The 22061-nt window shown below is 61.5% G+C and carries 20 protein-coding genes; 7 read left to right on the top strand and 13 right to left on the bottom strand.

Annotation, left to right across the window (positions count from 1 at the left end; translation table 11 throughout):
- The first annotated feature begins 105 nt into the window (after positions 1–105).
- Positions 106–1215, top strand: a complete 1110-nt coding sequence (locus B2G88_RS14310; protein WP_054863168.1) for a glutamate-cysteine ligase family protein — start codon at positions 106–108, stop codon at positions 1213–1215.
- Between the two features lie 47 nt (positions 1216–1262).
- Here B2G88_RS14310 and B2G88_RS14305 read toward each other — a convergent pair whose 3' ends face one another.
- The 4 genes from B2G88_RS14305 to B2G88_RS14290 form a co-directional block, all read right to left on the bottom strand.
- Positions 1263–1691, bottom strand: coding sequence for a hypothetical protein (locus B2G88_RS14305; protein WP_054863167.1), 429 nt, complete (start codon positions 1689–1691; stop codon positions 1263–1265).
- Positions 1691–2398, bottom strand: a complete 708-nt coding sequence (locus B2G88_RS14300) for an RAD55 family ATPase (RefSeq protein WP_054863166.1) — start codon at positions 2396–2398, stop codon at positions 1691–1693. Before B2G88_RS14300 ends, B2G88_RS14305 begins: the two co-directional genes overlap by 1 nt.
- 159 nt (positions 2399–2557) lie before the next feature.
- Positions 2558–3883 carry an MFS transporter gene (locus B2G88_RS14295; protein ID WP_087715136.1) on the bottom strand — a complete coding sequence of 442 codons (1326 nt, stop codon included), beginning with the start codon at positions 3881–3883 and terminating at the stop codon, positions 2558–2560.
- Positions 3884–4242: 359 nt separating this feature from the next.
- Positions 4243–5010, bottom strand: coding sequence for an MBL fold metallo-hydrolase (locus B2G88_RS14290; protein WP_087715135.1), 768 nt, complete (start codon positions 5008–5010; stop codon positions 4243–4245).
- Between the two features lie 101 nt (positions 5011–5111).
- Between B2G88_RS14290 and hisG the strand changes: the two genes are divergently transcribed.
- Together hisG and B2G88_RS14280 are read left to right on the top strand one after the other, a co-directional pair.
- Positions 5112–5969: an ATP phosphoribosyltransferase gene (hisG, locus tag B2G88_RS14285; RefSeq protein WP_087715134.1), complete on the top strand. Its 858-nt coding sequence runs from the start codon at positions 5112–5114 to the stop codon at positions 5967–5969.
- A 111-nt stretch (positions 5970–6080) separates the two neighbouring features.
- Complete coding sequence (locus B2G88_RS14280) at positions 6081–6293, top strand: MarR family transcriptional regulator (protein ID WP_087715369.1); 213 nt, start codon at positions 6081–6083, stop codon at positions 6291–6293.
- A 34-nt stretch (positions 6294–6327) separates the two neighbouring features.
- Here the strand turns inward: B2G88_RS14280 and B2G88_RS14275 are convergent, their stop codons facing one another.
- Together B2G88_RS14275 and B2G88_RS14270 are read right to left on the bottom strand one after the other, a co-directional pair.
- Positions 6328–7353, bottom strand: coding sequence for a potassium channel family protein (locus B2G88_RS14275; RefSeq protein WP_054863164.1), 1026 nt, complete (start codon positions 7351–7353; stop codon positions 6328–6330).
- Between the two features lie 200 nt (positions 7354–7553).
- Positions 7554–8114 carry a TATA-box-binding protein gene (locus B2G88_RS14270; protein ID WP_054863163.1) on the bottom strand — a complete coding sequence of 187 codons (561 nt, stop codon included), beginning with the start codon at positions 8112–8114 and terminating at the stop codon, positions 7554–7556.
- Positions 8115–8276: 162 nt separating this feature from the next.
- Here B2G88_RS14270 and B2G88_RS14265 point away from each other — a divergent pair, with 162 nt between their 5' ends.
- The gene (locus B2G88_RS14265; protein ID WP_087715368.1) at positions 8277–9317 is read left to right on the top strand and encodes a TIGR01177 family methyltransferase; all 1041 of its coding nucleotides are present in this window, start codon (positions 8277–8279) and stop codon (positions 9315–9317) included.
- A gap of 24 nt (positions 9318–9341) precedes the next feature.
- Here the strand turns inward: B2G88_RS14265 and B2G88_RS14260 are convergent, their stop codons facing one another.
- The 3 genes from B2G88_RS14260 to B2G88_RS14250 form a co-directional block, all read right to left on the bottom strand.
- The gene (locus tag B2G88_RS14260) at positions 9342–9779 is read right to left on the bottom strand and encodes an acyl-CoA thioesterase (protein WP_054863192.1); all 438 of its coding nucleotides are present in this window, start codon (positions 9777–9779) and stop codon (positions 9342–9344) included.
- 88 nt (positions 9780–9867) lie between these two features.
- Positions 9868–10872 (bottom strand): AAA family ATPase, encoded by a 1005-nt coding sequence (locus B2G88_RS14255; protein ID WP_087715133.1) that lies wholly within the window; start codon positions 10870–10872, stop codon positions 9868–9870.
- A gap of 48 nt (positions 10873–10920) precedes the next feature.
- Positions 10921–12123 (bottom strand): DUF7282 domain-containing protein, encoded by a 1203-nt coding sequence (locus B2G88_RS14250; protein ID WP_054863162.1) that lies wholly within the window; start codon positions 12121–12123, stop codon positions 10921–10923.
- A 279-nt stretch (positions 12124–12402) separates the two neighbouring features.
- Between B2G88_RS14250 and rnz the strand changes: the two genes are divergently transcribed.
- Together rnz and B2G88_RS14240 are read left to right on the top strand one after the other, a co-directional pair.
- The gene (gene rnz, locus B2G88_RS14245; RefSeq protein WP_054863161.1) at positions 12403–13332 is read left to right on the top strand and encodes a ribonuclease Z; all 930 of its coding nucleotides are present in this window, start codon (positions 12403–12405) and stop codon (positions 13330–13332) included.
- A 90-nt stretch (positions 13333–13422) separates the two neighbouring features.
- Positions 13423–14778, top strand: coding sequence for a TIGR00341 family protein (locus tag B2G88_RS14240; protein ID WP_087715132.1), 1356 nt, complete (start codon positions 13423–13425; stop codon positions 14776–14778).
- 322 nt (positions 14779–15100) lie between these two features.
- Here B2G88_RS14240 and B2G88_RS14230 read toward each other — a convergent pair whose 3' ends face one another.
- The 4 genes from B2G88_RS14230 to B2G88_RS14215 all read right to left on the bottom strand — a co-directional run bounded on the left by B2G88_RS14230 (position 15101) and on the right by B2G88_RS14215 (position 20800).
- Positions 15101–16558 carry a glycoside hydrolase 5 family protein gene (locus B2G88_RS14230; protein ID WP_176393252.1) on the bottom strand — a complete coding sequence of 486 codons (1458 nt, stop codon included), beginning with the start codon at positions 16556–16558 and terminating at the stop codon, positions 15101–15103.
- A 114-nt stretch (positions 16559–16672) separates the two neighbouring features.
- On the bottom strand, positions 16673–18373 hold the full coding sequence (locus B2G88_RS14225; protein WP_087715129.1) for a twin-arginine translocation signal domain-containing protein: 1701 nt from the start codon (positions 18371–18373) through the stop codon (positions 16673–16675).
- A gap of 217 nt (positions 18374–18590) precedes the next feature.
- A complete protein-coding gene (locus tag B2G88_RS14220; RefSeq protein WP_054863809.1) occupies positions 18591–19310 on the bottom strand; it encodes a hypothetical protein in 720 nt (239 codons plus the stop codon).
- 44 nt (positions 19311–19354) lie between these two features.
- Positions 19355–20800, bottom strand: a complete 1446-nt coding sequence (locus B2G88_RS14215; RefSeq protein WP_217895826.1) for a glycoside hydrolase family 5 protein — start codon at positions 20798–20800, stop codon at positions 19355–19357.
- Between the two features lie 386 nt (positions 20801–21186).
- Between B2G88_RS14215 and B2G88_RS14210 the strand changes: the two genes are divergently transcribed.
- Complete coding sequence (locus B2G88_RS14210) at positions 21187–22023, top strand: CPBP family intramembrane glutamic endopeptidase (RefSeq protein ID WP_054863811.1); 837 nt, start codon at positions 21187–21189, stop codon at positions 22021–22023.
- Positions 22024–22061 lie beyond the last annotated feature (38 nt).

Genomic DNA, 22061 nt, shown 5'->3' with positions numbered 1-22061 from the left:
ACTAGTGTTAACATACCAAATGGTCGGCGACAAGTGAGTCACGAACAGACCCTAACAGCGGGCGGCAGAAACTGATAAAACCGCCACTGAAAGCACAGAGAGACCGTGTCACGTACTGAATCGAACCCAATACGTCGGAGCATCGAAGTCGAGTACTGGGTCATCGACGACGAGGGTCGGCTGGTGGAACCGGGAGCACTTGTCGACGCAACACCGGGCGCTGAACGGGAGTTCGTCGAGCCGGTACTCGAGATCAAAACAACGCCGTGTGAGACGACGGCGCAACTGCGCGAGGAACTGTTCGAGCGAATCAGTCGGGTACTGCAGTGCGCGGACGAGGTGGGAAAAGGACTCGTTCCGCTCGCAACGCCGATCACTCGCGAGGAGATCCAAGAACTCGAGAGTGATCGAACGCAGATCCAGAACCGCGTCATTGGCGAGCCGTTCGAATACGTCCGCCACTGTGCGGGGACCCACATCCACGTCGAACAGCAACCGGGCCGAGCGGCCGAGCAGTTGAATACGCTCATCGCGCTTGACCCCGCGCTGGCGCTCGTCAACTCCTCACCGTACTTCCAAGGGCGACACCTCGCGACTGGTGCCCGCTCGAAACTGTACCGCTGGATGGCGTATGACTCGCTCCCGCATCAAGGGCGGCTGTGGCCGTACGTCGACGATACTGCCGACTGGAACCAGCGACTCGAGGATCGGTATGAGGAGTTCGTGACGGCAGCGCTCGAGGCGGGCAGTGACCGAGCGACAATCGAGTCGAACTTCGAGCCGGAGAGCGCGGTCTGGACGCCAGTCCAACTTCGGAACGAGTTTTCGACAGTCGAATGGCGCTCACCCGATACGGCGCTTCCGAGTCACGTCGTCCAGTTGGCTGGCGATCTCGCAGACACTGTCGAACGGCTGCTGGACGCCGAGGTCCGCATCGAGGGTGACAACGGCCGGATAACCGACGACGAGTTCGTCCTGCCCGAGTTCGACGCGGTCCAGGAGTACGTCGACGCTGCGATTCGAGACGGCCTGTCATCGGCTGCAGTTCGGGCGTACCTCGAGCGGATGGGCTTCGACGTCACAGCCTACGAGCCACTCACAGACGACTTTGACGACGAGGTGGTCACTCCCTCAAAAGCGCGTCAGTGTCGACTCGACTACGCGGAACGTCTCGAGGGTGACGTTCGATCAACCACCCCGATTCCGAACGATTGAAATCGGTTCGTTCCACGTCGCCGCTACTCGAGCAAGTCAGGCCGCCGCTACTCGAGCAGATCGGGCCGTCGCACTCGATCACGGCTGTCGTCGGGACGAGTATCCATCCGGAATCCCCGCAGCGAGTCAGGAAGTCCGTTGGTGCTCTCATCCTCGTCGTTCTCGTCAAACTCGAACTCCAACTCCGATCTGTCGAGGGGATCGATCTCGGCGAGTTCGTCGGCCAGGAACGTCCGTAACTGCTGTTCGTCGTCGACCTGTGGCTCGAGTTGGCGAACGTACTGAATCCCCTGCTGGTAGGCAATCTCGAGGAACTGGCGATCAGAAGCCGTGGCGAGAGTGTCCTCGAGGCGGTCGAACTCCTCGGGATGGCGCTCGCCAAGTGTCTCTGCAACGCCAAGGGTGAACGCTCGGCGCAGCACCTCGTCGCCATCCTCGAGTGTTTCCCAGTCCGTACCGAAGGTGCGGTCGTACATCAGGATTGGACCTCCCCATCAGGGTCGACTCGCAGTCCGCGGTCGGTAAACTCGAGTGGGCGGATCGTCGAGTCGATTTCGGTGCCACGCATTTTGATGACCTGGACGCCGCGAGTCATGCCGCCGGACTCGAGGTAGTTGTGCATGAAGAGGACCCCATGGGCGAGATACTGGGCGTCCGAGTAGGAGGTCGGATCGGTCATCTCCGAGATGACGAGCACCGTCGCGTCGGCGCGTTTGAGCGTCGTGATGAACGTGATCAGTTCCTCGAGTGCGTTCGCAAAGAAGTACTCGAGGATCATCGTCGAGTCGACGACGACGCGGTCGATGTCGTTGGCGTCGATAAAGGAGACGAGTTTGGTCGAGAGGGCTTCGACGCTATCGGGGCCGTCGCCCGCGCCTCGAGAGCCGGCGAAAAAGCGCTTGGTCTCGGTCTCGAAGACGTCCATAAACTTCAGCTGGCCCGCGTTGACCGCCTGCTCGAAGCCGAACTGAAACGAAGACATGTCTCGAGCGAGTTCCGACTGCGATTCGTGCATGCTCACGTAGAGGCCGGTTTCGCCGTTGAACGCCCCTTTGGTGAGAAACTGCGAGCAGAGCGTCGTCTTGCCGCTTCCGGGCGGGCCGCTGACGATGTAGAGGCGATCTCGCAACAGCCCGCCGCTAACCAACCGGTCGAAGCCGGGCACGCCCGTAGAGAGCCGCATCGGTACATGCAGGGTGCTACCCAATTAAATAGATTCCGCAGCAGTTCTCAAATGTGGAAGCGATCAGTCCACCAGAACCTGTTTGACCGTCTACTTTTCTCCGTATATGGAGAGGTAATTGCCCGAACGTACAGAACGTAACTCCGGCCTCGAGATGGCTCAATCGTCGCTCGAGGCAACGTTCTGTGTCGCAACAGCAGGGTCGTCGGTAACGAGCCAGCCATCTTCGGTTGCGTTCTCGGCGATCTGGGGCTGGAAGACCCAGGCGGTGAGTGCAAGGATTGGGATCATCGTCAGGGCGACGAGTGCGTAGCCGACGTGGAGGTTCGGCAGGAACGGCGCGGCGAAGATCAACGGGTAGATCGAGCCGCCGACTGTGCCGATGCCACCGACGACGCCCGCAACGGTCCCGGAGTTGTTCGGGAACATCGCGGGCACCTGGGCGAAGATCGCGCCCTCGGAGAACGCACAGCCGACGCCGACGAGGAAGCCGGCAGCGACGGCGAGGTAAATGTTCCCCGTCAGACCGGCAGCGGTCATCCCGACCAGCGCAAGCGCGACGAACGCCATCGTCGCGAACGTCCACTGTTCGCGGTAGCGGCCGTCGAACCACGGCAGGATTTCCATCTCCTTGCGCGCGACCACGTCACTGATGTAGCCCCCAAGCGGACGGAGCAAGCCAGCCGCAATCGAGAACGTCGCTGCGAACGTCGCCGCGATCACGATATCGCCCTGCCCGAACCCTTCGCGGTAGTACGTTCCTAGCCAGCCGTTCATTGCAACCTCGAGGCCGAAGGTCATGACGTAGGCTGCCGAGAGGACGACTGCGCCGTGGCGCGTGGCGATGTAGAGCCACTGCTTGAACGTCACGCCCTGCTTTGACGCCTGGCGTCGCTCGTCTGTTTTTGCGGCCTGACCGAAGACGAGGTAGATGATCCCCAGCAGGATGGCGATCACGCCAGTGTAGAAGAACGCGGCACGCCAGTTCGCATCGAACAGCGGGCCGACGTAGCCCTCACCGAAAATCCGCGGGAGCGTAAAGTACGCCCCAAGTCCTGCGCCAGCGTTACCAACGCCGGCGAAGATCCCTTCGGCCAGTCCCAGATTCTCCTCTTCGAACCACTGGGCGACGTGTTGGATGCCAATGACGAAGGTAATTCCCGCGAGCGAGGCGATCACCCGCGAGACGGTAAAGACCTCGTAGGTCTGAGCGTAGGCGCTGATGATCGAGAAGATGCCGACGACGATCAGCGTCGCACTGGCGGTGATCGGCGCACCGAACTTGTCCGTCAGCGGGCCGATGATGATTCGTCCGAGCGGCACCGCGATGACGGCTGCACTCGAGACGATCCCCAGTTGGGCAACCGAGAGTCCGAATTCGTCGGCGATCTCGCCGGTAAACGGTGCGAACGAGAACCAAATGACGAAGCCGAGGTTGAACATCGCCGTCGCCAACAGCAGGTTCTTCCACTTGCCGGGGATCATGCACTCTCACCGACGGCCCTGTGTCTGTCCGAATTGCATGCCGTTCGCAGATCTACTCCACAACTGCCATCGTTTTCCGCTCTAGCCCCAACGAACTGAGTCATATTCTACCAATAGCTGGACAGTCGACGGTGTATAAGCCTATTTATTAGACAGACCAAATAGTTATATTGTAGGTGGGAACGCTTATTCTCTTAATACACCTTTAGGTATTCGACGGACGCTGGAAAGACCGGTCACGAAGCGATGGTTATCCGGAAGAACAGCGAATAAGAGTGGATTCTACGACAGTGACGAAAACCGAGTTCTCGCCACAGTGACCGGACTGATCGACGCGGAGACAGAGACGCGGACCCTCGTCAGTGCTCGAGCGAGCCTTCGTCGAGCACGACCGGAATGCCACGACTCGCGACGTCGCCGGCGAACGCCGTCGAATCCGCCTCGAGTTCCGCGAACGTGTTGTAATGAATCGGCAGCACGAGATCCGGCTCGAGCGTCTCGGCGAGGTCGGCCGCGTCGTGGCGGTCCATCGTGTAGTTCTGGGCGATAGAGGGCATGAACAGCGACACCTCGAGGTCCTGCTGCTCGTCGATGACGTCGGAGTCGCCCGTCCAGAAACAGCGCGTGCCCTCGAGTGTTAGGACGAACCCACAGCCAAGCCCTTCCGGATGGATTGGCTCGCCGTTGGGTGCGTTCGGGCCATCGGGGAGGTTGTACGCCGGAATCACGTCGATGTCGACGCCCGCAACAGAGAGGGTGTCGCCGTAGCCGACGCGCTCGATGTCGTAGGGCAGCGACTCCGGTTCGACCACATCGCGGCCGCCGTCGGTAATCCGCTCGGCCGAGACGTCCTCGTAGACGACAATCGTCGCGTCCTCGCTGGCAACGCGCTCGACGCCGTCGCTGTCGTAGTGATGGTCGTGTGTGACCACGACGACGTCGCCATCCTGGGCGTCGTAGGCCGGGCCGCTTGGATGTGGTGCATCGCCGTACTGGTCCGCCCAGGTCCCCTCGAGTGTGCCGTAGCGGCCGGGATCGGTGTAGACGACGGTTCCATCGGGGGCCTCGAGACGTGCGGTTGCGTAGCCGAGCCACGAGACGGTGAGCCCATCGTGAGTGATCGTCATACACAGCACAACGCTGGTCGCCCAATAAAGTGCCGTGGTTCCGGCGGTTTCCGAGGGCGACATGAAAAGACAATTGCCCTCCCAACCCAATTATTCGCCCAATGCGAATCGCCGTTCCCAACAAGGGCCGCCTGCACGAGCCGACAATCGACCTTCTCGAGCGGGCGGGACTCCATCTCGAGAACGGTGCCGACCGGAAACTCTACGCCGATACCGTCGACCCCGACGTATCGGTACTGTTCGCTCGCGCAGCGGACATTCCGGAGTACGTCGCCGACGGCGCAGCCGAGATGGGTATCACCGGCTACGATCAGGTCCAAGAAGCCCGCGTCGAGACCGTTTCTGAGTTGCTCGACCTCGAGTTCGGCCGCTGTCGACTCGTCCTCGCTGCGCCCGAGGATGGCGACATCGAGGAGGTAGCCGATCTGGCGGGGAAAACCGTCGCGACCGAGTTCCCGAACATCACGGCGGATTTCTTCGCCGACACCGGCGTCGAACCCGACATCGTGGAAGTATCTGGCGCGACGGAACTCACGCCCCACGTCGAGATGGCCGATGCCATCGTCGATATTACGAGCACCGGCACGACGCTGAAAATGAATCGCTTGGCCGTCGTCGACGAGGTCCTCGCGAGTTCCGTCCGACTCTTTGCTCGCGATGACGTCGTCGAAAACACGAAAGTCGAGGAAGTTCGCACCGCACTCGCCTCGGTTAAACAGGCCGACGGCAAACGCTACCTGATGATGAACGTCCCCGAATCCGAACTCGAGGCCGTCCGCGACGTGATTCCGGGCATGGGCGGGCCGACGATCATGGATATCGCCGACGAGAACGGCAACGGCAAAGTCGCCGTCCACGCCGTCGTCGACGAGAGCGACGTCTTCGAGACCATCACGGAGGTCAAGAAGGCCGGCGCGAGCGACATCCTCGTTACTGAAATCGAGCGCCTCGTCGAGTAATCGAAATCGAGTACGAGCCGCATTCACAACTCGGAACTGAGTTGTGTTCCTTTCAGTATCCCGTCCTGTTACGAAATGGTTATTGGGAGTGATAGCTATCAGTCGAACCAGATGCACTGTCCAGCACACGCAGTCCTATCGGTGCTTGACGACCAGGGGCCACTGCGGGTTACACGACTGGCAACCGAACTCGAGGTTCATCCGTTGACAGTGACGACACACTGCGAACAACTACACACAGAAGGCCACATTCAGCGGCTCTCGGCGGACGTCTACGGCATTACTTCGACCGGGCGAAACCACCTCGAAGCGAAGTCCAACTAAGCGATAGCGGCGTTTCAGGACGACCCTCTCTTGCTCACCGATATTCGTCTTCAAGCGGTGGCCAGTCCCACGCATCGGCTCGGACGATGCCGAGGAGTTTCCGTCGGCGTTCAGTCAACTCCTCGAGAGAGTCGTCGAACTCCTGATCCGAGACTGTCGGAATCTCGTCTTCGCGAAGCCGATCCAGGTCAGGAGCAGGCGGAACGTCATCGGCAGGCTCGATAAACGCCGTGCCAAGCGTCTCGAGGTAGTCATCAACACTCGAGCGGGTAGCCTCGATCAGCGTCGGATTCAACTGGTCGTCTGCGGGAACGCCGTGGCGATAGAGCGTCAGCGCCTCATCGAGAATCGGGACGGCCATCGCCGACGCCTCATCGCCGGGGTCGCTGTGGTAGTAATGCAAGATCGGGTACGATTTGTGCTGTTTGGCAAGTCGGGAGAGTTGAGAGGACACCGACTCGAGCGGGAGTTCGACGCCGCGGAACTGGCTACTTGTGGCATCGTCTCTGCCGTCCCAGCTTGCGCGGACGAACGCCTCGCTGCGATGGCCAAGCCCGGTCACGTCGCTCGCAAAGGCGCGCTTCTCGGAAACGGCTCCCATCACCGAGAGGACGTAGGAGACGCCGAGCGTGACGAACGCCATCCCCGTCGCCGTCGTGAACGAACTGGCGATTTCCCAGGTCCCGCTCGTGGGCGTGTAGTCGCCGTTTCCGTTCGTAAACATCGTGTAGGCGACGTAGTAGATATAGCCCGACCAGGAAGCGGGTTCGCCGGTGTGGGCACTGACGAGCGCGACCGAGCCGCCCGCAAACAGCAGCGTCCAGCCGATCCACAAGAGGGCGATCCACAGCGCAAGCGTTGACACGAGAATGAGCGGCCCGGCGAGGCTGAGCAAACGCGAGTTGCCACGGCTGATGGCGCGAAGACCGCGCCAGAGTTTGGCCGCCAACCGCCCCGAAACCGGGCCAGCACCACCATCGACCCAGAGCGTCGTCCAGAGGATATCGATGATCACCGTGACGAGGATCGCGAGGCCCACAAACAGGTACAGCGGTTGCATTTCTTGGACGGTACGTCCTGGACGACTGTCAACAAATGGCCGGCACAGTGGTCAATACCCACCGGTCGGCGACAGTCACAGGACACTATAGGTCGGCCGTCGTCCGAACGGCGCGGACGAGCGGGAACGAACAGAAACGAGCATCGTCGGTCTCATCGATTGCGCGTCAATCGAGCGTCAACCGATCTCAACCCAGCGGCTTACTCGAGCAGACCGAGGTCTTCGAGACGCGAGACGATTTTGTCGACGGCGTGTTCGGCATCTTCTGGCTTCTTGCCGCCGGTGATGACGAGTTTGCCGGAGCCAAACAGCAGGGCAACGACTTCGGGTTCGTCGAGACGGTAGACCAGACCCGGGAACTGCTCTGGTTCGTACTCGATGTTCTCGAGGCCGAGGCCGATTGCGATGGCGTTCAGGTTGAGGTTGCGACCGAGGTCCGCGGAGGTGACGATGTTCTGGACGACGATTTCAGGGTCGTCGTTGACCTGAATCTGGAGTTCACGGAGCTTATCGAAGACGATACGAAGGCTCTCGTGGACGTCGTCAGTGCTTTTCGCGCCGGTACAGACGATCTTCCCCGAGCGGAAAATCAGTGCGGCGGACTTTGGATTCTGCGTGCGGTAGACGAGACCGGGGAACTGCTCAGGGTCGTAGTCGGCCCCCTCTAAGTCCATCGCCACACTCTGGAGATCGAGTTCCTGGCCGATACCGGTCGACGCTACCACGTTTTCGATATTGATGGTATCCTTCGGGTCCGTCATTAGTCGCTTAAAAAGACGTATTTAAGGTTTATAAAGGTTGGTGCCGCCGCATGATATATCCGGTATGTCGACACTCTGCCCAAGGAGAGTCTCCCCGAAATCGGACCGGAGCCGACTCGAGAAAGCGGTAGGCTCATAGGAGCGCCCCAGCGACACATGGCTGTGTACCTGCTCGAGCTCGGTGGTGAGGACGATGCGTTCGCAGCCCGCGAGGCAGAAAGTGCGGCGACTGGCGTGCGACCGATTGCACCCGGCCTCGCCGTTGCCCGTGGGATCGCCCCCGAACGCGTTCGCGGCCTGGCCTACACCCACCGCGCGAGTGGGTTACTCGGCCGAACCGACGCCGACCTCGAGAGCGCACAGGCGTTACTCGAGGCCGCCACGCTCGAGCGCGACGATGGATCAATCGCTGTCCGCGCAACGGATGTCCACGGCGCGACGGGCATCGATACCGAACGCGCCGAACGCGAACTCGGGCGCGTGCTCGTCGAACGCGGCTTTTCGGTTGATCTCGACGATCCGGATCATCTTCTGCGTGCGGTGTTTTCGGCCGGTTCAGTCGGCAGCACCGACGCCGAAAGCGAACAGGACTCCGTCTGTGCGCTCGGCTGGCTCGCCGCCGAGAGCGTCCGCGATTTCGGGACGCGCGCACCGACAGACAAGCCCTTCTTCCAGCCCGGCAGCATGGACCCGCTGCTCGCTCGCGCCGTCGCCAACGTCGCCGGCGCACGCTCAGGCGCGACAATTCTCGATCCCATGTGTGGCACCGGCGGCGTGCTCGTCGAGGCTGGTCTCGTCGGCGCGGACGTGATCGGCACCGACGCTCAGGAAAAGATGGCTGCAGGCGCACGGACGAATCTCGAGCACTTTCTCGACGCCCCCAACCTCTCGCCGACGGGCGTCGACCGCGGCTCCTGGCACGTCGGACGCGGTGACGGAACCCGCTTGCCGCTCGCCGACGACGCCGTCGACGGCGTGGTCTTCGACGCTCCCTACGGCCGCCAGTCGAAGATTGAAACCCACCGCCTCGAGGACCTCGTTGCCGGCGCGCTCGCCGAAGCCCGCCGCGTCGCGTCACGAGCCGTCGTCGTCGCTGATCGGTCGTGGCAAGACGAAGCGCAGGCGGCAGGCTGGGAACTCGAGGCCACGTTCGAACGGCGCGTGCATCGGTCGCTGACGCGGTACGTGCTGGTGCTCGAGTAGCGCGTCTCTGACACGCGATTTCGGTTAGTACTCGGCGTCGAGCGCCCGCTCACGGAGTGCTTCGCCTCGCTCGCTGTCGACGGTGAGATCAGGGACCGGCACCGGCGAACCATCCTCATCGATTGCGACGAACGTAAACGAGGAGGCAGTCGTCTTCTCAGTCTCGCCGCTTCTGGGTTCTTCGCGCCAGGCACGGAGTGCGACGTGGGCGCTCGTCCGTCCCGCGTCGTAGACGTAGGCCTCGACCAGCGCCGTATCGCCGATTCTGATCGGCCGTTCGAAGGCGAGTTCGTTCACCTGCGCGGTGACACAGGTTTCGCCGGCAAAGCGCATCGCGGACATTGCCCCAATCTCGTCGAGCCACTTCATCAGGTTCCCGCCGTGCAGCGAGTCGTTGTTGTTCGCGTGATTCGGCTGAACGCGAAAGCGATTCTCGATATGAGTATCGAGGACAGTTGGCATACGCTCGTGTTCCTCGAGACCGCAAAGAAGCTTTGCCATCGGGCGGTTTTCGCGATAGACGAGGCCCTCGCCTCGAGCGAGTTCGCGCTTACGCGTCTCGGCCCAGCTCCGCCAGCAGGTGCGAGACGTGAATCCGGTCGCTCGTTCCCTCGTGGAGTTCGAACTCGACATCTGCGGCGAGGCGGTGAATGCGAGCGAGTTGCGGGCCCTGGTAGCGTTTCCGCGCAATCCGCAAGATGCCGTCGAGCACTTCCTCGCCGTCTAAGCCCTCATCGACCAGCAGATCGTCAAGCGTCTTTCGAGCGTCGGTAAACTCGCCTTCCTCAGCGTCATCAAGCATCGACTCGAGGTCATCGTCTAAGCCGACTTCTCCGAGCGTCTCGTAGGCCGCGTTCATCGTGAGTTGGCCTTCGGCTTCGACCGTCGTCTGGGCACCCAAAATCGCCTCGCGGAGGTTGCCCCCGGCGTAGTTCGAAACGAACTCGAGGCCGTCCGCGTCGTACTCGACAGCCTCGGCCTCGAGAATGCGCTCTAAGACGGCGACGGTTTCGTCGGTCGTCGGCGAGCGAAAGGAGACGGGGAAACAGCGCGAGCGAATCGGCGGGATGAGTTTCGTCGGCTGGCGCGTCGCGATAACAAACTGGGTTGTCTGGTGGTGTTTCTCCATGATCCGACGCAACGCCTGCTGGAAGTCCTCTCGGACGTCCTCGGCGTTGTCCAGTAGAATCGTCTTGTACTCGCCGGAGACGGAGGAGTAGCTCGCCGATTCCTTGAGCACGCGATTGATCATGTCGCGTTTGGACATCGAGGAGCGGCCTACGAGGAACTGCGAGAAGCGCGGATCGTTCTTGATCTCGGTTTTCGTTCGCCCGAAGAAGTCCGCGACGTTGATCTCGACGAGGTCGTTATCGGGGTCAGCGTGTGCCTCTCGAGCGAGTGCGCGTGCCGCTGCGGTCTTGCCGCTTCCCGGCGGGCCCTGCAACAGGAGGTTAAGCGGCTCCTCGACTGCCCGCTCTAGGTATTCGCGGGCGTCGTCCTGTGGCAACTCGGCCAACTCGGGCGCGTAGGTATCAGTCCACAGCGGCGCGTCCATCGACGGACGCTACGAACGGGATGGGTAAGAATCGGTCGATTGTGCGCGCTACTGGTCGTCGTCTTCGCCCTCGGCAACTTCGTCGCCGTTGTCGCCCTCGTTGTCGTCGCTATCACCCGCAGCCGACTCATCGTCCTCGGACATCGCCTCCTCGAGCGTAAACGTCGTATCGACCGGTTCGCCGTTGTACTCGATGGGTGACTCGCTCTCGTAGTTATCGGGGTCGCCGCTGTACAGGACCGCCGTGAGTTCGTCGTCTTCCTCGACGGAGTCGATGTCGTCGTCCTCGAGTTCAATCGTCACGTTCTCCATGTCGTCAAGGTCGATGGTGACGTTCTCGTACTCGCCAAACTCGAGGGCCTCGCTCGTCCCGCGTAGCGTTTCGTTGTCCTCGATGGCGACGAAGCCGTCCTCGGGGAGTGCGGCATCGACCGTCACGCTGTCGTCGGTCGCGTCGGTGACGGTCACTGTTGGCGTTGCGTGGAACTCGAGTTCGACGGTATGGAGGCTGCCGTCGGCTTCGGTGTAGACGCCGTAGGTCTGCTCTCCAGGCTCCGATCCTTGCGTGTTGACCTCGAACGTTACCTCGCGAACCTCACCCGGCTCGAGATCAATCAGCTGTTGCTCGAGGACGGCCCCATCGACGCGGAAGTCGACCAGCTGTTGGGTCTGGAAGTCAGTCGGGTTACTGATTTCGGCGACGACGTCGACCGTTTCGTTTGTCGTGGCTGTCGATGGCGCATCAACTGAGTCGACGACGAACGAGTCAGTGACGCCGTCGTCGTCGGTCGTCGTCACCGTTGCCGTCTCACTCACCGGGAATCCGTTCTCGAGGTATGGATGGTCCTCTGCGCCGTCAGTCTCGTCGTAGGCGTACGTCTCGTCGTCAGTCGTATCCTGATGGACGGTCGCCGTCAGGCGGCCGATCAAGACCGGTTCCTCGTCCTCCTCGATGTCGATGGTGACGTTCTCGTGGCTCCCATCCTCGAGATAATCGGAGACGACGAGCGTCTCAGACTGGCTATCGGAGAGAACGATAAAACCGCCCTCCGACAGCGAGACGTTGTCAACGGTCACGTTCGTCCCGTCGCCCTCTTGATCTTCGAACGCGAGTGATGCCTCTGGATCCTCCTCGACGCCGAAGATGGCCGGTGCCTGGCCGACGAGAATTCCCGCAGCGAGGACAATCGCGATAGCGATCAAGATTGCGGCGACTCGCTTGATCGTACCCAGGGTCGATCTCGAACTCATTGGCACTCAGATGTGTCGATAGCAGACATTGGGGCTCAGGCAACGTAAAACGCGTAGTTTGTTCGCAGGATTCGGAGCCGAAGAGATGGGGCACCCGAGCCGGGCACAGAAACTCGAGAAACGGCGACTCATGGGTGACTCGAGGGGAGATGAACAATCAAAACGGATGTATTGAGCCGAATTCAGCTGGCCGAATTACTGTTCGAACGAGGGCAAAACGGGCAAAGACGGCGCATCGATCCGAAGCCGGTTTAGCCGCGGGCCGTCGACTACGGACAGATGCCACTACGCGTGACGTTTCTGGGGACGGCTGGGGCGGTGCCGACGACGGAGCGGAATCCAAGCGGACTCTACGTTGCCCGCGAGGGCGATGAGTTGCTGTTCGACGCCGGCGAAGGAACCCAGCGACAGATGATGCGGTTTGGAACCGGCTTTTCGATCTCAAATCTGTTTGTCACGCATCTCCACGGCGATCACGTCCTTGGAATTCCCGGCTTGCTCCAGACGATGGCGTTCAACGAACGCGACGCGCCGCTGACGATTCATACGCCACAGGGCACCCGACAGTCGCTCAGAAACCTCGTCACCGCACTGGACAACAGCCCCTCGTTTCCCGTGCACATCAACGAGATCGGCGGCGGCGATGTCGCCTACCGCGCCGACGAGTACGAGGTCCGCGTCTTCAACACTGACCACGACACCCGCTCGGTCGGCTACGCCCTCGTCGAGGACGACCGCAAGGGCCGCTTCGACCGCGAGCACGCCGAAGAACTCGGCGTCCCCGTCGGCCCGAAATTCTCGAGGCTCCACAACGGCGAGGCCGTCGAACTCGAGGACGGCACCGTCGTCGACCCCGAGCAGGTCGTCGGCGAGCCGCGGCCGGGCCGCACCATCGTCTACACGGGCGACACCCGCCCGACGGTCGAAACGCTCGAGGTCGCCGACGAACCCGACCTGCTGATTCACGACGCGACGTTCGCGGACGACCGGGCAGAGCGGGCCGCAAAAACGGCTCACTCGACGGCCAGACAGGCCGCCGAAATCGCCAATCGCGCCGGCGCGGACCGCCTCGCACTCGTCCATCTCTCCTCGCGCTACGCCGGCCACGTCGACGACCACCTCGAGCAGGCACGGGAAATCGCCGATCACGAGGTGATCGCCCCCGACGATGGCGACGTCCTCGAGATTCCGTTTTCCAACGCTGAGTAGCGTTGGGGCCGGCCTCGAGCGCCCGCGAGAGTCCACGAGCAAGCAGTGTCCGACCCAGCGTCTTTGAGGACGGCCGATGACTCACTGTGGATGCGCCACATTCAGGTCACGATTCCGATTGGAAAGCGAAAGGCGCTGCTTGCTCTCTTAGATGACGAGGGAATCGACTACGTCGTGACCGATGAGACCAGTTCGCGCGAGTACGACGCGGTCGTCTCGTTTCCGGTGCCGACAAACGCTGTCGAGCCTATTCTCGACTCACTGCAAGACGCCGGGATCGACGACGACGCCCACACCGTCGTCCTCGACGCCGAAACCGTCGTCTCACGGCAGTTCGACCAACTTCAAGAAGAGTACGCCACCGAAACCGTCGAGGAGGAACAGATCTCGAGGCAGGAACTCCTGACTCGAGCGGACGAACTCACGCCGACGTTCAGCGTGTTCCTCGCGATGACGGTGATCAGCGCCATCGTCGCAACGGTTGGGCTCATGCTCGACTCGCCGGCCGTCGTCGTCGGCTCGATGGTGATCGCACCGCTGATCGGTCCTGCACTGAGTGCGTCGATTGGGACGGTCGTCAATGATCGCGAGGTGTTCATGGACGGGATGCGCTATCAGTTCACCGGCGTCTTCGGTGGGATCATCGCCGCAGCGGTCGTCGCGTGGATCTTCCAATCGCTGTTTCTCGTCCCGCCCGGCGCGGAGATTACCGAAATCGACGAAATAGCGGAGCGCATCGCCCCCGAACTGCTTCTGTTACCGGTCGCACTCGGCGCGGGCGCAGCGGGGATTCTCAGCCTCGCAACCGGCTTTTCGATTGCCATCGTCGGCGTGATGATCGCCGCCGCGCTCGTTCCGCCGATGGCCGCTGCCGGAATTGCCCTCGCCTACGGGCTACCCGTCGCCGCACTCGGCTCGACCGTCCTCGTCCTCGTCAATCTCCTCGGGGTCAACCTCTCGGGGCTGCTGACGCTTCGCTACATGGGCTATCGACCCAACAGCTGGTTCGAAATATCGACGGCACACACGAAGTTCGTCAAACAGGTCGCCGTCTTCGTCGCCGTCATCACCATCCTCTCGCTGTTTCTGGCCGGGACGACGTTCGCCTCGTATCAGGTCTCCGAGTTCGAAGGCACGGCAGCCGGAGAAGCCGAATCCGTCCTCGAGAGCGAAGACGCCCTCTCGTTGCTCGAGGTCGAGGTCGAAGTCCACGGCGGCGGCTTCCCGCTTGATCGCTCGCTCGATGCGACACAACAGATCGACGTCGTCATTATCGAAGTCGGTGGTCCACCGGGTGCATACGATGAGGGGGTCGTCACGACGCTCGAGGAACGGATTAACGCCCACACGAGCGGTGAAACCGAGGTACAGGTTCGATTCATCACGACCGGCGGCGCAGAACTCGATCAACCGACCGAAACTGACGACGATATTCCGGCGACGTAGTCTCCGCCCCGTTTGATTCCTCGCCTCGTCTCGACTCACGCCCGCTCGAGCAGTGTGACGTCGGTCGAGCCACAGCGCTGACAGCGCTGATGCGTCGAATCGTCGTAGCTCGTACCGCAACGTAGACACCGCTTTCGGTCCGTCTCAACCCCGCTCGTCCCGCAGACGCCACACTGTCGCCGAGTTGCCTTGAAATGGGCGGTACAGGCGTTGCATCTGTACGTTCCGCGCATGCTCGAGAAACGTCTGGCGCGCCAAAATGAGTTGGGCCGTCACGCGCCGTCAGTCAAACCACGCCGGAGTGTGAGGGGATAGGCGGTGCCTACACCTGTCGAAGCAGTTCGACGACGTCCGCAAAGCCGAGTTCGTCGTTCTCGGCGAAGTCAAACGCCTCGGGGTTGTCCTGGACGCCGTCGTCTTCGAAGTTCTCGAAGAAGGCGGTCACGTCGTCGTGACTGGTCTGCCCATCACCCGTGAAATCGTTGTGTAGGCCGTCGCTTGTGGTGTCAGTTGTATTATACTCGCCGACTGCAATCGTCTCTTCATCGCCGTTCCCGTTGTCACCGTCCCAGTCACCGCTTTTCTCGGCGACGACCTGAGCGTAGTCTTCGATGATGTAACCCGAATCGCTCGCATAGAGCTGGAATCCGTCGTGGTCCTCCGTGTCCTCGAGGACGACCTGCCACGGGAGAACGGCGTTACAGTCGACCGCGTCAGCGGCGTCGTACCACTCCTCCAAGAACTCGTGTCTGGTCTCGAGGTCGTGATCGTGGAGGTTGACGTTGAACTCGCCGAGGTAGGCCGGAATACCCAGTTCGGTGTGGGCGTCTTCGACGCGCTCGGTGATGTAGTCCGCGCCGTCGTGCAGGGAGAGCCGGTCGTCCGGATCAGCCGGGTTGTCGCCCCAGTGGTCCGGATACAGATGGAACGAGGCAGCGTCAATCGTGTCGTAAGAGTGGTGCTCGATGTAGTCCTGGCCGTCCCAGTCGTCGTCCGGGTAGTCGTCCTCCCAGTGGCCGTAGTAGTGGCCCTCCGACCCCGTCGAGACGAGGTGGGTATCGTCGAGGTCCTTGATGTAGGCGGACATCTCCTGAATCCACTCGCCGAGAATCTCCTGATGTTCCGGCGGCTCGAGATTGTCCATATCCTCAGGAACGTCATCCTGCTCGAGGCGAGGCTCGTTCGCGAGTTCCCACATCGCAATTGTGGGGTCTTCGCGCCACTCGAGGCCGCTAATGTGATTTTCGCGGGTAAGGATGGTCTCGACGTGGTTGCGGTACATCTCGCGGGTCTCGTCCATCGTGTAGAACTCGTAGCGCGACTCCGCGCCGGCCCACTCGGCGTATTGGAGCATGCCGCCTTCGTGGTCCCAGTTGTCGACCAGCGTCGCGATGATCTTGATTCCGCGTTCTCGAGCTGCTTCGATCAGGTAATCGAGGTTCTCGAGTGCGTCCTCGTTGTACTCGCCGGGTTCGGGTTGGAGGGAGAACGGCCCCTCTTTGGCCTCGCCGTGAGCCCAGATACGCACGAGATTGATGCCGAGATCGGTATAGAGGTCAAGGACATCATCGATGCGGTCCGTGGTGCCGTCGTACTCGTGAGTGATCCAGAAGTTGTTCGCGCCGTTGAAGTAGACGGGTTCGCCGTCGATGACGAACTCCGTTCCATCCGTCTCGACGAACTCGTCGGTCGGTAAGGAAACATCGGGCGTCGCTGCGGCCGGCGAGACGCCGGCGATGCCGAGCGTGGCCGCTGCAGCGCCCGCGCCAATCGCTTTCATCACGCCGCGGCGGCTCGCTTGAGGCTGTGCTGAGTGGGAATCTGTACCGTCTGCTGATGTGTTGTGTGGTCTCATTGGAAGTGAGAAATCTGTGGTGGGTGGTGGTCGGCTCGCTCAGTTCGTCATCCGGTTACGCAGGTCCAACGCATCGAGCAGGTCGTCGTTGCGGTCCATATCCGTCTCGACCTCGACGTGACAGGACTCGACCATCGTCTGGACGAGTTCTTCGCGAGAGGCCTCGTCATCGAAGTGGTCGTTCGCGCTCATGCCGATCTCGAGTGACCAACGCTGGTTCGGGTAGGCCGTTCGCATGTTGTACGGCTCGTCGTGGAACGCGATGCGGACCGCGTAGGCCGAGAGCTGTTGCTCTTCGTCGTACATGACCTCGATCACGTCGCGCTGAGGGTGGCCCCAGCCCGGCTGTGGGCGCTGTTCGTTGTTGTAGTGGCCCGTCCGGAGGTCGCCGTTTGCGCCCGAGGGGCCGATCCACATGATGACCGCGGCATTGAGGTGGTACGGAACCGGGCTCAGATTCTCGAACTCGAGGATCTGGTACCACCAGGCGTTGCTCTCCTCGTGGACGGTCGCACGACAGTCCATCGGCGCGTTCGCGGTGAAGCCGTCGCCACCGAGTGGTTCCTCCGTTGCCGGATGGATACCATCGCCGAGGAGGTGAATCGGGTTGTCGTCGTCGTAGTACCGATCATCCGGCAGTCGGTCGGCCGTGGTCCAGCCTTCCTGATCCTCGTGCTGGGGCTGGTCGTGGGCGCGATCACGGATCGCCACCTCATCCGGATCGTACGACCGCGCATCCGGCGGCCACGGATCCTGAATGAGCGTGTCGGGATCGTTCGTCGCCTCTTGCGGCCCGTAGATTTCGTCCCAGTAGTTCGGCGGCCCATTGTGCAGCGTCAGCTCTTCAGTTTCTTCGGGCAGGAAGATCAGCCGCGGCAGCAACTGGACGATGGCCTGGCGCGGGAATCCTTCCGCCTCGAGTTGGTTGACGTGGTCAATCACGGCGTCACCCATCTCGCCGAACGTGACCGAACCGTCGCGGGCACCGTCACGGATGGCGTCGAGGTCGACGTTGAAGTGATCGGCCTTCTCTTCGTCCGACCAGTTAACCTGGTCGTGGTCGCCGTGGCCGTCGCCGAGGTCGCCCGGGAAGTACTCGTCTATCTCGACGGCGTCGCCGTAGCCGCCGTACTCGTAGTCCTCGTAGTACTCGAGCAGCGTCATCTCCTCGGTGACGACCTGCGGTGGCTCCTCGCCGCCGTTGCCGTCACCGTCGCCGACGAACGCGATTTCCTCGAGTTCGATTGCGCCGCTTGCGCCGTGCCAGAAGCCGAATCGAAGCTGCCTGACGGCCGAGCGGGAAACGCCTGCATCCTCGAGGTCGATGTTGACGGTGTCGAACTCGGTGCTGATCGAATCGTCGGTCAGTTCCGATAGTTGCGCGCGCACGTCGCCGACGCGCAGGTCGATGTCGTCTTCTTCGCCGCCGTCGTCTCCGCGGACGACCAACTCGAGGCGTTCATACGCCGAGACGTCCGTCAGGAGAACGCTGCCGAAGAAGCCGCCGTCGTCGTACTCGAGGCGGAGCGCGCCGTCTGCGAGTGCCGCGTCGTCGAATGCAGCGTGATTTGCCCATTCATTGACGGCATTTGCGCCGGGATAGCCGTCGGACTCGAAGTCGTTGACGAGCACGCCATCGTTGCCTGACTGTGCGCCACTGGTACCAGTCACACTCATGCCGACTGCGCCGGCAGTGACGGCGGCAAGTCCACCTTTGAGTACGTTTCGTCGGTTAACCATATACAAATAATACACACAGAATATAATAAATATTTTCACTAGCTGTTGAAGGAAAGAAAGTCAGGAACAGGTCGTCATGCTATGTGCGTCTCGTCTCACGAGGGAAACTCGAGCGCCACGACCTTCCCTGATCGCTCAGACGGACTACTGTAACTGTGTGCCACCGCACTCGGAGCAGGTTCCCGACTGCGGCGGTATTGACTGACAGGAGATCGCCTCAGACGCCTCGGAGCAGTTCGACGACATCCGAGAAGCCGACGTCGTCGTTTTCGGCGAAGTCGAACGCCTCGGGATTGTCCTGAATCTCGTCTGCCTCGAGGTTCTCGAAGAAAGCCGTGACGTCGTCGTGGCTGGTCTGTCCGTCACCGGTGAAGTCGTTGTGGAGACCATCGCCCGTCGTATCTCGCGTGTCGTAGTCGCCGACGGAGATCGGGTCGCCGCGGTCGACAAACCGAATCTCCTCGATCTCGAGTGCCCCACTCCCGGCGTCCCAGAACGTGAGCCAGACGTCCTGTACAGACGCTGTCTCGACACCCGCGGCCTCGAGGTCGACGCTAACGGTGTCGAACTCGGTGCCAATGGAATCGCTGGTCAGGTCCGACAACGGTGCTTCAACCGCGTCGATCTCGAGGTACACCTCATCCTCTTCGCCGCCGTCGTCGCCGCGGACGACCAGTTCCAGGTGGGTGTCGTCCGAGCGATCCGCGCGAACGTTGCTACAGAACCAGCCCGTATCGTCGTACTCAAGTCGCAATGCGCCGTCGACGACCTCGCCGCTTCCATCACCGTTTTCAAACGCGCCCGCACTCGAGAACTCATTGAGGCTGTTCCCGCCGGGCCAGGAGTCAAACGTCTCGAGGACGGTCTGCGATGACTGTGCCTGCACGAGCGTCGCCGTCTCGGCAGCGACTGTGTTGTAATTTTCAGTGTTTGCCATAGAAAATAATTAACCCGAGAGAATATAAAAATAACCCCTGGTCGCTACACCTGCCGGAGCAGTTCGACGACATCCGCAAAGCCGAGGTCGTCGTTCTCGGCGAAGTCGAACGCCTCCGGATTGTCTTGGACGCCATCGGCTTCGAAGTTTTCGAAGAAGGCCGTGACGTCGTCGTGGCTGGTCTGGCCGTCCCCAGTGAAATCGTTGTGTAAGCCGTCGCTCGTGGTGTCTGTCGTTTCGTACTCGCCGACAGTAATCGACTCGCCGTTTCCGTCGTCAGCTTCCTCCTCGAGCCACTCACGGATGTACCACCCCATCTGTTCGTAGTCGTCTTTCAGTTCCCACGGTTCGCCGGTCCCCTCGTCGGGCGAGTCAAAGAAGGTGGGTGCCCACGAGTCGTCGAAACACCACGCGACCCAGCCCATGTTCTCGTAGGAGTCAACCCACTCGCGGAACGGATCGCCCCATTCGCTCGTTGTCCCGTACTCGACGGTTTCTTCGAACTCCTCGTCGGGATCCCAGCCGAACTCGGTACAGACGACGGGCACCTCCTCGGCGGGTGCGCCGTACTCGTCGTCGAACTCCTCGGGAACGCCATTGTCGGGGTAGATGTGACTGGCGTAGATGAGGTTCTCGCCCTCGAATGGGTACTCCGGCGCGTACGCGGTGCGGGAGGTCCAATCGGGCGAGCCGATGATGATCGGCGTCTCTGGGGCGTGCTCGCGGATCGTATCCACCCACGGCTGGGCTTCGTCGCGCCAGAGCAGCCACTCGTCTTCCTGACTCGTCACGCCGGAGCCGTACTCGCCGTATTCCGACCACGTCACCGGCAGCGTCGGTTCGTTGTACAGTTCGTAGAGGACGTTCGTATCGTTGGCAAACGCCGGTGCAACGGCGCTCCAGAACTCCTCGAGGAGGTCGTCAGTCTCGACCCAGGGGTTGAACCCCAACTCATCGAGGCTGTCCGCCCAGCCATCCTCGACCATGCCTTCGGCCTGTGCCTGCGTGTCGATGTACGGTCGGATCAGGTGCAGGTCGATCATCGCGTACATGCCCCGTTCGGCCAGCAGATCCACTGCGGGCCGGAGCAAGTCGTCGATGACGTAGTCCATTCCCTGCTCGTGGACCGCGTCTTCGGTGATCGGGAGGCGGACCACGTTTGGGTGCCACTTTTCGCCATCAGTCCCGCGCTCTAGGACCTCGGTCTGGGTCTTGGGGAAGAAATCGTAGTCCATGAAATCGAGCGAGGCCGTGGCGAATCCACGCAGTCGCACCTGCTCGCCGTCTTCGGTGACGATCCACTTACCCTCGGTCTCGAGGCGGGGCAACGGCTCCTCGGCTGCGGCGACAGTTCCCGGCAAGCCGCCGAGTGCGAGGCCACCAGCGCCGATTCCGGCTGCTTTGACGAACGAGCGTCGCGTCGGTCGAAGCGATTGCATCTCGGTTGGCTCGACGCGGCCCGATTCGTTGTGTTCGCGCTTTCTTCCCATACACACCAGTACCGAATCAAAATATAAATACATACTGGAGAGTATGGAAATTAGTTCCCGATAGTGATGAGCAGACATGGTCAGCGTGTGACGTCGCTGTCGCTGGAGGCATCAGTGGATAACGGCTGTGCGAGTCCCGCTGGCAACAGCGCCTCGAGGCGAGACGCGTTCCAACCTGACGGCTCGAATGTGCATCCGTGACAGTTAATACCACGGCGAAAGCGCTCGAGCGACACATATCGTTTTTCGAGTGATCACAACATGGAGTGTGGCGTAGCCACAGCCAGACACCACAGAAACGCCGTCGTGGCCGGACTCGAGGGCGTGCCTTCTCGGTCAGAAACAGAAAGGAACGCCCAAGGGGAGTGACGGCGTAGGACCCGTGCATGGAAACACCCTCCCGTTCGGCCGACATCGAGCGCAACGGTGCGCCAATCCGGTCGATGCTGGTTGCACTCGGACTGACGGTTTTCGGCCTCGTCGTCGTGCCACAGGTAACGACGATTCCGGCATTTTTGGCCGATCCAGCACTGCTCGAGGCCGGCCAGACCGGAGAGTATGGCGAGGTGTCGCTCTGGGGTCGAACGCTCATGCTGGCGCTGAACTTCGTCGGGATGGCCCTGGCTGGCATCGCCTATCTGCTATGGACTGATCGCGGGCTGTCGTGGATCGACCTGCGCGTTCCGACGATGCGAGACTGGAAGTACATTCTCGCGGGCAGCGTCGGGAGCATCGTCTTCCTGCTCGTCATTAGCAATCTCTATGCCGTCCTCGGCGTTCCCGCCGAGGAGAGCCAGATCATCGAGATTATCGCCGACGACCAGACGATGGTGTTGCTCATGATCGCCATCGTCCTTTTCTTTAACGCGCCGGCAGAGGAGTTCCTCTTTCGGAACATCATCCAGAAACGTCTCTATGAGGCGTTCTCCCCGATGCAGGCGGTGCTGATCGCGAGCGTCATCTTCGCGATTGTCCACTTCCCGATGTACATGCTTTCCGGCTCGATGGTTGCGACTGCTGCCTCGCTCGTCATCATGTTCGGCGGCTCCGTCATCTTCGGCTACGTCTACGTCAAAGCCGACAACCTGTTGGTGCCGACCGCCGCCCACGCCGCGCTCAACGCCTTCCAGTTCGTCATCCTCTACATCTCGATGGTCTACGGCTTAGACGAAGAGATGGCGACGTCACTACTCGCAGATATCCTTGCGGTCGTCCCGCTGTAGTGGTTTTCAACAGAGGACGACCGCGCCGACGTCCGGTG

Source organism: Natronolimnobius baerhuensis (assembly GCF_002177135.1).
Lineage (GTDB): Archaea > Halobacteriota > Halobacteria > Halobacteriales > Natrialbaceae > Natronolimnobius > Natronolimnobius baerhuensis.
Note: the sequence above shows the minus strand (reverse complement) of the source record. Positions and strands in the feature narration are given on the sequence as shown.